The organism is uncultured Veillonella sp., from assembly GCF_900545795.1.
GTDB lineage: Bacteria > Bacillota > Negativicutes > Veillonellales > Veillonellaceae > Veillonella_A.
In genome coordinates this window covers 59928-72774 of the sequence record NZ_URAR01000005.1, presented here as the reverse complement: position 1 = coordinate 72774, position 12847 = coordinate 59928, and the positions used below count along the sequence as shown (strand labels likewise).

General features: G+C 38.3%; 12 protein-coding genes. All 12 read left to right on the top strand.

Annotated features, from left to right (window positions below):
* Positions 1-36: 36 nt before the first annotated feature.
* The 12 genes from rimP (at position 37) to QZR90_RS03855 (ending at position 12797) form a co-directional block, all read left to right on the top strand.
* Complete coding sequence (gene rimP / locus QZR90_RS03910) at positions 37-495, top strand: ribosome maturation factor RimP (RefSeq protein WP_295789002.1); 459 nt, start codon at positions 37-39, stop codon at positions 493-495.
* A 44-nt stretch (positions 496-539) separates the two neighbouring features.
* Entirely contained in the window at positions 540-1652 is a 1113-nt protein-coding gene (gene nusA / locus QZR90_RS03905) for a transcription termination factor NusA (RefSeq protein WP_295789000.1), read from the top strand.
* Positions 1652-1918, top strand: coding sequence for an RNase P modulator RnpM (locus QZR90_RS03900; protein WP_295788998.1), 267 nt, complete (start codon positions 1652-1654; stop codon positions 1916-1918). The genes nusA and QZR90_RS03900 overlap by 1 nt, the downstream gene beginning before the upstream one ends.
* A gap of 5 nt (positions 1919-1923) precedes the next feature.
* A complete protein-coding gene (locus tag QZR90_RS03895; RefSeq protein WP_295788996.1) occupies positions 1924-2229 on the top strand; it encodes a ribosomal L7Ae/L30e/S12e/Gadd45 family protein in 306 nt (101 codons plus the stop codon).
* A 17-nt stretch (positions 2230-2246) separates the two neighbouring features.
* The gene (infB, locus tag QZR90_RS03890) at positions 2247-4793 is read left to right on the top strand and encodes a translation initiation factor IF-2 (protein WP_295788994.1); all 2547 of its coding nucleotides are present in this window, start codon (positions 2247-2249) and stop codon (positions 4791-4793) included.
* Between the two features lie 9 nt (positions 4794-4802).
* Positions 4803-5210 carry a 30S ribosome-binding factor RbfA gene (gene rbfA / locus QZR90_RS03885; RefSeq protein WP_295788992.1) on the top strand — a complete coding sequence of 136 codons (408 nt, stop codon included), beginning with the start codon at positions 4803-4805 and terminating at the stop codon, positions 5208-5210.
* Positions 5197-6135 carry a bifunctional oligoribonuclease/PAP phosphatase NrnA gene (locus tag QZR90_RS03880; protein WP_295788990.1) on the top strand — a complete coding sequence of 313 codons (939 nt, stop codon included), beginning with the start codon at positions 5197-5199 and terminating at the stop codon, positions 6133-6135. The genes rbfA and QZR90_RS03880 overlap by 14 nt, the downstream gene beginning before the upstream one ends.
* A gap of 10 nt (positions 6136-6145) precedes the next feature.
* Positions 6146-7144, top strand: coding sequence for a tRNA pseudouridine(55) synthase TruB (gene truB / locus QZR90_RS03875; RefSeq protein ID WP_295788988.1), 999 nt, complete (start codon positions 6146-6148; stop codon positions 7142-7144).
* Between the two features lie 12 nt (positions 7145-7156).
* Complete coding sequence (locus tag QZR90_RS03870; RefSeq protein WP_295788986.1) at positions 7157-8101, top strand: bifunctional riboflavin kinase/FAD synthetase; 945 nt, start codon at positions 7157-7159, stop codon at positions 8099-8101.
* Between the two features lie 208 nt (positions 8102-8309).
* On the top strand, positions 8310-9494 hold the full coding sequence (locus QZR90_RS03865; protein ID WP_295788984.1) for a PLP-dependent aminotransferase family protein: 1185 nt from the start codon (positions 8310-8312) through the stop codon (positions 9492-9494).
* Positions 9495-9864: 370 nt separating this feature from the next.
* Positions 9865-10656: a shikimate kinase gene (locus tag QZR90_RS03860; RefSeq protein ID WP_295788982.1), complete on the top strand. Its 792-nt coding sequence runs from the start codon at positions 9865-9867 to the stop codon at positions 10654-10656.
* Entirely contained in the window at positions 10656-12797 is a 2142-nt protein-coding gene (locus QZR90_RS03855; protein WP_295788980.1) for an ATP-dependent RecD-like DNA helicase, read from the top strand. Before QZR90_RS03860 ends, QZR90_RS03855 begins: the two co-directional genes overlap by 1 nt.
* Positions 12798-12847: the final 50 nt, after the last annotated feature.

Sequence of the window (12847 nt, the reverse complement as noted above, 5' to 3'; positions counted from 1 at the left end):
TAACAAGTGTTACCCAGTTTGAAGGAGGCGAAAGCAATGAAACGAGAAGCCGTAGAAGAATTGGTATCGTCCGTAGTAGAGAAGATTATTGAATCTACTGAGTTAGAATTAGTAGATGTAGAGTATGTGAGAGAACGAGATTGGTATTTACGCGTATACTTAGACAAGCCCAATGGAATTGACTTAGATGATTGCCAAATGGTCAGCGAAAAGTTGAGCGAGTTTTTAGATGCGAAAGACCCAATTAAAGAAAATTATTTGCTAGAAGTTTCATCCCCTGGCATTGATCGCGTATTGAAGAAAGAAAAAGATTTTATTCGCTATCGCGGTCAAGCGGTTGATGTACAATTATTTAAGCCTATTGATGGAAAGAAATTATACACTGGCAATTTAGGCGATGTAACTGATGAAGTAGTTACTATTTATATTGATGAAAAAGCAAAAGATATTGAACGCCCTGCTATAGCGCAAATTCGTTTGCATATTGATTTTTAGTATATAGTTAAAAAAGAAAACCTAGGATATTGGAGGAGTTATCAGTGAGTCAAGAATTAGTACAAGCAGTTATGGTGTTAACAAAACAAAAGGGTGTGGCCCCTGAAGTGGTATTCGAATCCCTAGAAGCATCATTATTGCAAGCTTATCGTAAGGAACCTGGCTCGAATCAAGAAGCGTATGTGGAATTAAATCGTGAAACTGGTGAATATAAAGTAAAGGCAAAGAAAACAGTGGTAGAAACTGTAGAAAATCCTGAGAATGAAATCAGTTTAGATGAAGCGCAAGCACGTGATTTACGCTATGAAGTAGGTGATATTGTAGAAGTAGACGTAACACCTAAAAACTTCGGTCGCAGTGCAGCACATACAGCTAAACAAATGCTTATTCAACGCTTAAAAGAAGCAGAACGAAGCATTGTATATGAAGAGTATTTTAGTCGTGAAGGCGATATTATTACAGCACAAGTTCAGCGCGTAGAAGGTCGTAATGTATTTGTAGATCTTGGCAAAACAGAAGCTATATTGCCGCCAACAGAACAAATTCCAACAGAAACATATAAAGCTGGCGATCGCATCAAATGCTATATTGTGGAAGTTAAAAAGACGACTAAAGGCCCTCAAATTATGATAAGCCGTACTCACCCAGGCCTATTAAAACGCTTGTTTGAGTTAGAAGTACCAGAGATTCACGAAGGTGTAATTGAATTGAAATCAGTAGCGCGCGAGCCTGGTATGCGCTCTAAAATTGCCGTTGTATCTCGCGATGAAACTATCGATGCAGTAGGCGCATGTGTAGGTCCTAAAGGACAACGTGTTCAAAACATTGTAGATGAACTACATGATGAAAAAATCGATATTGTAAAATGGGATGAAGATCCAGCTATTTATATTGCTAATTCTCTTAGCCCAGCGAAGGTATTATCTGTAGAAGTGGATGAAGAAGCTAAAACATCGCGCGTTGTAGTACCTGATTATCAATTGTCATTAGCTATTGGCAAAGCCGGTCAAAATGCACGCTTAGCAGCTAAGCTTACAAATTGGAAAATCGATATTAAGAGCGAAAGCCAACTTCAAGATGTAGAGGCTGAATCATCACAAGACTTATTAGAGGAAATGGCCTTTGATGGTTATGAAGAAGGTAATGGTGAGGCATAATGAAGAAGAAATCTCCACCTATGAGAATTTGTGTAGGTTGTGGCGAGCTGCGCAATAAAAAGGAGATGCTTCGAATTGTGGCGGCCCCAGATGGTGTAATATCCATTGATCGCAGTGGCAAAGCAGCTGGTCGTGGTGCCTATATTGAGCCCAAGGCCGAATGTTTTCAAACAGCCTATGAAATGAAGAAACTTGAGCGTTCCTTAAAGCGTCAAGTGTCAAAAGAAATTTATGAAGATTTGCGCAATCAATTGCGTAATGAATAACTATAATGAATAAAGAAAAAATACTCAATCTGCTCGGTATGGCACAGCGAGCGGGCAAGCTCTTATCTGGTGATTTTGTAGCAGAGAAGGCTATTAAACGACAACATATTCCATTAGCTTTATTAGCTAGTGACTGTGCTAAAAATAATGCAGAAAAATATAGATGGCTGGCTCAAACAAATGAAGTGCCACTGCGAGAAATTGGCACTAAAGCTGAATTAGGTCAAGCCATTGGAAAAGAACAAAGAGCAATTATTTTAGTAAATGACGAAGGATTTACTAAAGCAATGCTTAAGGAAATAGATTGTTAATTCGAGGGGGAATGTAGATGTCCAAAAAAAGAATACGAGACTTAGGTAAGGAATTAAATGTAGAGAATAAAAAGATTCTTGAGTTTTTACAAAATAATGGGTATGCCGTAACTACTGCTGCTAGTGGCATTGATGCAGATGGTGAGGCACTAGTTCGCAAGCAATTTGGCCGTGGTACAGCTCCTACTAATGAAGTAGCTAAAGCTCAAAATCAAGAACCTAAGCAGACTTCTAAGGCTAAAACACAAGTGCCGAAGGCACAAAATCAAAATTATAAGGGTCAGAATGCAAAAGGCGGTCAAGACGCTAATAAGCATGAAGGACAACAGAAATCTTCTGCTCATAAAGGTCAACAAACTCAACAGAGTCATGCTAACCAAAGCAGCGGACAAGGGAATCGTCGTCAGCATCAAGACAACCAGAAACAGAGCCCCTCTCATGTAAAATCTGGTGATGCGAAACATAGCGACAAAAATAAAAACAATAATCGCAATGATTCTCATGGCGACAATCGTCAAAAAAATGAGAGTCGCGATAAAAACAATACGCGTCAAAGTGATAACCGCAACGATAATCGTGGTGACAATCACAATGATAAGAAGAATAATCGCCCTAAAGACACTCGCAATCATCGCGATGGGGCGGATAATAATGACCGTCGCAACAAGAATAAAAAGGACAAGAAAAACAAAAACAATAATCGCCCTCAGTCCTTATTATCTACATCCTTAGCTAAGAGCAAAAATAAAGTAAAACAACGTAATGAACAAAACCTTAAACATAAGGAAGAAGAAAAACGCAAAGCAGAAGCAATGATTGCTACTGAAATCGAATTATCTGGTCCATTGACAGTTAAAGAATTAGCTGAAAAAATGGGTCGCGAAGTAAGTGAAATCATAAAAAAATTAATGCTTCTAGGCGTTATGGCGACTATTAACCAAGAGGTTGATGTAGATACAGCTACTATTGTAGCGGAAGAATTTGGTGTAACTGTAACAGAAGTGGAGCCAGAAGAAGACCCTACTGAAATCCACGAAATCGTTGATGCACCAGAAACTTTAAAACCACGTCCACCAGTTGTAACTATTATGGGGCATGTTGACCATGGTAAAACATCTTTACTTGATGTAATCCGTCAAACCAATGTAACAGCTTCAGAGGCTGGCGGGATTACACAGCATATTGGTGCGTACATGGTGCGTTACAAAGGCAATAAAGTAACATTCTTAGATACACCTGGTCACGAAGCATTTACTGCTATGCGTTTGCGCGGTGCTCAATCTACAGATATTGCTGTTCTTGTTGTAGCCGCTGATGATGGTGTTATGCCACAAACAATTGAAGCGATTAACCATGCTAAATCTGCTAATGTGCCAATTATTGTAGCTATCAATAAGATGGATAAACCAGGTGCAAATCCTGATCATGTAAAACAACAATTATCAGAACATGGCCTTTTACCAGAAGAGTGGGGCGGCGACATCATTATGGTGCCTGTATCCGCTAAAAAGCGTCAAGGCATTGATGATTTATTAGAAAACATTTTACTTGTAGCCGAAGTACTTGAGTTAAAAGCTAATCCTAATCGTAAAGCCCAAGGCGTAGTTATTGAGGCTAAACTTGATAAAGGACGCGGCCCAGTTTGTACTGTATTAGTACAAAAAGGGAGCCTTCATGTGGGCGATAGCATCTTAGCTGGTACGGCTTATGGTAAAGTGCGTGCCATGACTAATGAACGCGGTGAGCAAGTAAAAGTAGCTCGTCCATCTATGCCAGTGGAAGTACTCGGTTTATCTGATGTACCTCAAGCTGGGGAAATCATGGATGCTGTTGACGATAATGAAGCGCGCAGCATTGCAGAAAAACGTATTGAAAAAACGCGTTTGAGCGAACAAAATGCAAGTCATAAAGTTACACTTGATGATATTTTCAATCAAATTCAGCAAGGTGAGTTAAAAGACTTAAATATTATTATTAAAGGTGATGTACAAGGTTCTGTTGAAGCCTTACGCCAATCCTTAGAGGCGATTAAGAATCCTGAAGTCCGCATTGTTATTGTTCATGCTGCAGTAGGGGCTATTAATGAGTCCGACGTAATGTTAGCATCTGCATCAAATGCCATTATCATTGGCTTTAACGTGCGTCCAGATGCAGTCGTTCGCAAAGCAGCCGAAAAAGAAAATGTAGATTTACGTACATATCGCGTTATTTACGATGCCATTAATGATGTAGAAAACGCGATGCGCGGTATGTTAACACCAGAGTACAAGGAAGTTATCTTAGGTCGTGCTGAAGTGCGCCAAGTTATTTCCACACCAAAAGCTATCGTAGCGGGTTCCTATGTACAAGAAGGTCGCATTACTAGCAAATCTGATGTGCGTTTAATTCGCGATGGTGTAGTAGTACATGAAGGTACTGTTGATTCTTTACGTCGCTTTAAAGACGAAGTAAAAGAAGTAAAAACAGGCTTTGAATGTGGTATTTCTATTGAGCGTTACCGCGACATTAAAGAAGGCGATATTATTGAAGCCTTTACAATGGAAGAAATTGCACCAAAACTTTAGGAGGCCTCTATGAGTGATGTACGTGTTCGTAAATTACAAGAGTTTATAAAACAAGAGGTAAGTAGCATGTTAATGCGTGGTCTTAAAGATCCACGCATTGGCTTCGTTACTGTTACTGATGTAGAAGTGACTGGCGATTTGCGTCAAGCGACTATATATGTAAGCTTATTTGGCAATAATGATGCTAAGAAAGAATCCTTACAAGCACTTCGCCATGCTACTGGTCATATTCGCAGTGAGCTAGGTAAGGTATTGCGTTTACGCTATACTCCAGAGCTTGCCTTTGAAGCTGACACCTCTTTAGATTACAGCATGCATATTGAATCTTTATTGCATGATATTAAAAAAGATGAGGCCCTCACTGGTAAAACAGAAGTGGACTCTGAAAAGGATGATTCGTCCCATGGCGATAATTAATCGAGATGAATTAAAGCAGGCGTTAGATGGAGCACAGTCTATTTTGTTAACTGTGCATATCCATCCTGATGCAGATGCTATTGGTTCCATGGTCGCTTTTTACGAAGCCTTAATTCAGGCAGGGAAAAAAGTTACCATGGTAGTTGATGATGTGGTGCCTCAGAAGTTTTCCTTTATGGCCCATGTTGATCAAATCAAAACTGTAGCTCAAATGGACGATTGGTCTGCTGATATGCTCTTAGTCCTAGATGCTAGTACTAAAGAGCGCATTGGTCAAGTAGGAACAGTATATGCTGGTCCGATTTACAATGTGGATCATCATATTTCTAATAGTAAATTTGCAGATGGCCTATATTTAATGACTAATTATGCAGCGACTGGTGAAATCATTGCGTCTTGCTGCCAAGAATGGCAGTGGCCTATTACTAAGACTATGGCTACGTCTTTATATGCAGCGATTGCATCTGATTGTGGTTTTTTCCGCTTTAGTAATACAACAGAGCACACTTTAACTATGGCAGGCCTTTGTGTAGCACAAGGGGCTGAACCTAATGTAGTGAGTGAGCACCTAGAAGTGACAACTAAAGCGCGTTTAGAAGTGATGAAAGATGCGTTTTCAAGCATTTCGTTTCATAAAGAGAATACGGTAGCCTCTATCGCGTTAGACAAAGAGTTAATGATCCGTGTGGGTGATGACACAGATGGTTTTGTAGATATTATCCGCAATGTAGATACTGTTGATATTTCCATATTTTTGAAATATGTAGATGAGCAAACTACGCGTGTAAGTCTTCGCTCTAAGCAAAGCGATGTGAATGAAATAGCCAGTCATTTTGGCGGCGGTGGACATATTCGCGCTTCCGGTTGTACCATTAATGCTCCAATTACAGAGGCCCTTACTAAGCTCTTAGCAGTCATTAAATAGGAGGTAAATCTTGGACGGTGTATTCTCATTTTTAAAGCCCCCAGGTATTACCAGCCACGATGCAGTTAGCATTTGTCGCCGTGTATTGCGCGAGCGACGCATTGGCCATAGTGGCACTTTAGATCCATTAGCGTATGGTGTACTTCCTATGTTTATAGGAAAGGCTACGCGTATTATTGAATATACAGATAGTCTTGAAAAGACCTACGTAGCAGAATGTTGTTTAGGCTATAGTACAGATACAGAGGATGTAACTGGTGAGGTTTTGCAAAGTGTTTCATTAGATGATATTACGCCGCCTTCTATGGAGTCTTTGGAGTCTCTAGTCAAGCAATTTGAGGGACCGCAGGAACAAAAACCCTCTATATATTCTGCTATTAAAATAAATGGCAAAAAAGCCTATGAATTAGCTCGTGCTGGGCAAGCAGTAGATTTACCTAGTCGGCTCATTCATATTTATGAGTGCAAAGTCTTAGCCTATGCATTTCCTTATTTTACGGTTCAAGTGCGCTGCTCTGCAGGCACGTATATACGGGCATTGCTTCGCGACATTTGTTTAGCCTTAGGCATTCCAGGTACTATGACGCAATTAGCGCGTACCGCTGTAGGCTCCTTTTCTATTAATGAATCCATTGCTGTAGAAGAATTAGAAGCACGCGGTGAATCAGTTCTTATGCCAGTGGATAGAGCTTTATTACACTTGCCTGGCATCATTCTTCCAGAAGCCGGTGTAATAGCACTTAAACAGGGGCAAACTTGGCCTGTTAAAAACCATGATTCATTACTAACTGTTCATGAGCTCCCTGGAGATAATGAAACAGATACGGCGGTGGCTAATAGTGACAGTTCAATCTTAAGCCATATGGATACAAGATTAGCTGTAGTAGATGAGATGAATAAAGATGAGGCTTTAGGCGCTGGAATTCTTAGAGCCTATGGGCCTAATGGATTTTTCGGTGTGCTTCAAAATAAGAAGACATATTATAAAGTAGCAAAGAATATTTTTTAATAGGATGATAGTATGAAGATTTTAACCTCTTTTAGTGAATTAAATAGACTTAACAAGGATATTGTTTTTGCCTTAGGCACTTTTGATGGTGTTCATGTAGGGCATCAGACTGTCATCGCCAAGGCAGTAGAAGAGGCTAAAGCTCACGATGCATATTCTATTGTAGTCACCTTTGATAAGCATCCATTGCATATTATCAACCCGCAAAAAGAGCCAAAAGCTTTATTACAACAAGCTATTAAGGCTGAAGTATTTGAGAATCTACAGGTAGATTATGTGCTAATGCTACCTATGTGCAAAGAATTAATTGCCATGACGGCAGAGAATTTTGTTCAAAACTTAACAGCTAATGGACGGGTTATCGGCCTAGTCATGGGGCAGAACTTCACCTTTGGGGCTGGCGGTAAAGGCAATCCTGAGCTACTCAGAACATTAGTTAAGGAGAGCGCTTATTCAACTGCTTTAGTTCATGAATTGCAATTAGCTCATTGTCATTCCTTACCAGATCATGTATCGAGTACATTAATTCGTCAGCTCATCAGTAAAGGTGATTTTTCTGCTGCCAATAGTTTATTAGGTAGACCATTTACCTTTGCAGGTACTGTGATAAAAGGCGATCAGCGAGGTCGCACTTTAGGTTTTCCTACTTTGAACTTTTTATATCCTGATGAATTAGTTCTACCTCCTGATGGTGTCTATGTAAATCGTGTATTTATTGATGGTGCTTGGTATGATGGAGTGGGTAACTTAGGTGATAATCCTACATTTACTAATCAGTACCACCGATTTGAAGTTCATTTATTTGATTTTGATCGCGATGTATATGGATATGAAGCGACGATTCAGTTTTATGCTCTTTTACGAGGGGAAGAACGCTTTGACTCCTTAGAGGCATTAATTGAGCAAATGAAAATTGATGAACAAAAAGCACGAGATTTTTTAGAAACTATTAAATAGAGTATGATTTCTTTAGTATTATAAGTAATGGGAGAATTATACTATTTATATTAAAGCTCTATAGGATTAGATTTTATATAGATCTAGCCCTATAGGGCTTTATTTTTATTGTTTTGTCTTTTGCATACATACTATTGTATTCTTTTATTTGACATTCTAGATTCTTAATAGTATGATGTAAAGTATCAAATTTTAGGAGGTAATGATTATGGCTATTCGTTTTTCAGATCCAGTTAATGCAATCAAGCATTCTGATACAGGGGATATTTTAAAATTAATTGCACAGCCAAATATGATTTCATTTGCTGGGGGGCTTCCTGCGGAAGAGACTTTTCCTGCAGAAGAAATTCGAAAGGCCACTGAACTCGTGCTTCAAAGTGATTCAGGGAAAGCTTTGCAGTATGGTCCTTCCATTGGCTATGAACCTCTTCGTGAGAGTATTGCCAAGCGTATGAATCGCATTGTAAATACTAATTTTACGAAAGATAATATTTTAGTTACTTGTGGCTCACAGCAAGGACTCGATTTAATTTGTCGACTCTTCTGTAATAAAGGGGATACTGTTGTAGTAGAAAAGCCTTCCTATTTGGGTGCTATTACAGCATTTAACTTAACACAAGTTAATTATGTTGAAGTACCTGGTGATGGACAGGGCATGATTATGTCAGAACTACGCAAGGCACTAGAAACACATGATGTACGATTAATTTATATCGTAACAGACTTTCAAAATCCAACTGGCGTTACTTGGAGTCGTGAACGTCGCGAAGAACTCATGAAATTAGTAGATGAGTTTGAAATTCCTGTTATTGAAGATAATCCATATGGCGAGCTTCGCTATGAAGGAGAATATTTGCCATCACTTAATGCGTTCGACAAAAAAGGTTTAGTATGTAGTTTAGGTACTTTCTCTAAAACGTTTGCACCTGGCATGCGTCTCGGATGGATTGCAGCCAATCCTTTATTTATTGAAAAGTGTGATTTGTTAAAACAAAATATGGACTTATCTACAGCACCATTTACACAGCGTATTTGTGCTACTTGGCTCGATAATTTTGATTTTGATGCGCATGTACAAACTATTAAAGATTTATATAAATCACGTCGTGATGCTATGTTAGCTGCTATTGACGAGTATTTCCCAAAAGAAGTGACGTATACTCGTCCTGAAGGTGGTTTGTTTATTTGGTGTACTTTGCCAGAATATCTAAAATCACGTGATATTTTAAAACAATGTATTGAAAAACATGTTGCGTTTGTACCTGGGGAAGCGTTCTTTACTACAGAAGGAAATACTAATTTTATGAGACTAAATTATTCCTGCAATAATGAAGAAGTAATCCGTGATGGCATTAAACGCATTGCTGAGGTATTGAAAGCCAATCTAAAATAATATTCAACTAGTTGTGAATAAAGACGCAGTTACCAATTTACAAGTAGCTACTAGTATATAAGTAGTAATTACCTATTGATGAGTAACTGCCAATATATAAGTAGTTAGTTAATATGGAATAAGGAGCGCTAAGTGATGGAGAGAGTCTATATTACTTAGCGCTTCTTTATTGCAAATTATTTTTAAAATTTTACTGCTTATATTTTCCTTTATTATACAAGTCATGTTGTATAGTCTCTCATGCGGTCTATCGTTTTATAATTCTTAAAGTCTATATGTTATGACCTATATATGATATTATAGTAGAGGGACAAATCCTATTACGGAGTTATTCCATTAGAAGTAATTACTTATTAACAGTGAGGTTACTATGAATTCACAAGAGATGAAAGATATTCAATTAAATGAAGTTCGTAAACGCATTGATGCATTAGATAAAACATTAATAGAAACATTTGAAGAACGTTTAAATGTTGTTCTTGAAGTTGCAAAGATTAAAGAAGCGGCACATGGTCGCATTTATGAGCCACAGCGTGAGGAAATTGTAAAGAAAAAAGCAATTGAACATTTGAGCAATAAAGAGTTATCTTCTTATGTCCTAAGCTTTATTGAAAATGTTATGGACATTAGTAAACATTACCAAAAAAATCATATGCAACAGCATATTTTCTTAATTGGTATGCCTGGCGCTGGTAAAACTACAGTGGGCAAAGCATTGGCTCAAGCAGAAAGCATGGATTTCTTTGATTTAGATGCAGTGATTCAAGAAAAAACAAATAAATCTATTCAAAACATTATCATCTATGATGGGGAAGAAGCATTCCGTGAGTATGAGTATGAAGCGATTCAAGACATCGTAGCGAATCACGGACCATCTGTTATTGCTACTGGCGGGGGCACTGTATTATCAGAAAAGACTGTAGCACTTATGCGTGATGCTGGTTATGTAGTTTTCATTCATCGTGATGTGACACAAATTTTAGATGATTTAGATATGGAAATTCGACCATTATTAAAAGAGAGCATTGAATATATTTTCCGCCTCTATGAAGAGCGCTATCCATTGTATGAAAAAGTGTGTCATATTAAGATTTTGAACGCGAGCACTATTTCTGATGTGGTAGAGCAAATTATTCAAACTATGCCTGACGTGGTACGCTAATGGAAACAATTCGTGGTACAGTACAGCGACTCATCTATAAAAATACAACAGACTCCTATTGCGTGTTCTTGTTAATTGATTATAATGAAGAACGCATCGTATGCACCGCGAAACAGGAGGCTCCTAAAGAAGGAGATGAGCTGGAAGTTAAGGGCCGCTATGTAGAACATAAAAAATATGGACCTCAATTAGAGGTCCATCATTTAGAGCGTTTAAAACCAGACACAATTTTTGGAGCCCGTCAGTATTTAGCTAATCTACAAATTAGAGGCTTTGGTGAAAAATCTATTGAAAAAGTAGTAGAACACTTTGGCATGGGGTTAGTTGAATTACTAAAAGAAGTGGATCCTGTAGAAATTTTAGATGTGCCAGGTTTGCGTAAAAGTGTAAAGGAAGAATTATATAATACGCTCAGAGGCGAAGGCATTTTAGTAGATATTAATGCCTTTTTAGAAAATGCAGGCTTAAGTTCACGCTGGAGCCGCAAATTATATAATTTATATGGTGCGTCAGCTATTGATGTACTAAAGGATAATCCATTTCGTCTTATGGGTTTAGATTCAACAATTACTTTTTCTATGGCAGACACACTTCGTGGAGCTCTTAATATACCGCCAGATGATGAGCGTCGCTTAGAGGCAGCCTTGTTAGCTGTATTAAAAGGAGTCACTGATAATGGCCATTGCTGTTATCCGGTAGATGAGTTAATACGAGAAGTATATGAACGACTCGATGGTTTTGCAGATGAAATTGCTAAACAAATCGAAGACTTATTAGAATATGGTCAATTGGTGAGCACCTCATATGAAGGTGTTATTTATATTTACTTACCTGAACTCTATAATGCAGAAGCTTCTGGAGCATATTTAACACAGCAAGTTATGGCTGAAGGTGCAGCTTTTAGTTTTGATATAAAAGGTTTTTTGAAGCGATTTGAAGCAAATCAAAACATTAAATTAGGAGATGCGCAAAAAGAGGCGATTGCCATGGCCTTAGAAAACAAAGTATCACTTATTACTGGTGGTCCAGGAACTGGTAAAACGACTATAGTAAAGGCTTTAGTAGAAGCCTTTCAACAGACTGAGCAAAATCGAATTGCCTTATGTGCTCCCACCGGGCGTGCTGCTAAACGCTTAACTGAAGCTACAGGCTATGAAGCGACGACGATTCATCGTCTATTAATGCCTGTAGAGGGCAGTCATGAATATGATTTTAGTAAAAATGAAGATAATTTATTAGAAGCTGATGTGATTATTGTTGATGAAGCGTCCATGCTAAATGTTCAGCTCTACTATTCACTTATGGCAGCGATTCCAGAGTTTTCCTATCTTATAATCGTCGGTGATGTGGATCAATTACCGCCTATTGGGGCTGGTTTTATCTTGCGCGATTTAATTGACAGTGAAATTATTCCATATACTCGTTTAGATATTATATTTAGACAGAAGGAAGGCAATCGCATTGTTGAAAATGCCCATGAAATTAATGATGGGCACATGCCACTACTTTTAGATAAAGGGGAGTTTACTTTTGTGCCAGTAAATACGATTCATGATATGATGGGGCAAATTGTTCGTATTTATGAAGACGAGTTGGCGGAAAGTAGCGATGAATTAGAAGTACAAATTATTTCGCCAATGCGCCGTGGACCTGCTGGAAGTAATACGATTAGCAAAGTAATTCAGCAGCGTTTGAATCCAGTTAAAGGAAGTGACGAAGTAAAGGCTAATGGGCAATCCTTTAGAGTGGGCGATAAAGTCATTCAAGTGCAGAATAATTATGATTTAGAAGTTTTTAATGGGGAGATCGGCGTTGTCTATGCCATCAGCAAAAACTATGTATTTATTCGCTTTACAGATAAAGAAGTGACTGTCCCACTGGAAGATATGGACTCTATTATGTTGGCCTATGCGATTACTGTTCATAAAAGTCAGGGGAGTGAATATGGAACGGTGATTATTCCATTCATTCCGCCTTATGCTAATATGTTACAGCGAAATCTTCTCTATACGGCAGTAACGAGGGCGAAGAATAAAGTTATACTAGTTGGTACTAAGGGTGCTATTAAGCGCGCTGTAGATACTCAAATTGGGGATGAGCGGTATACATTATTTAAAGAGCGTTTACAAGGATTAGTGTAATTTTAGTATTTTGTGTTAAGTATTAAACATAAACATCTAAGATTAAGGCT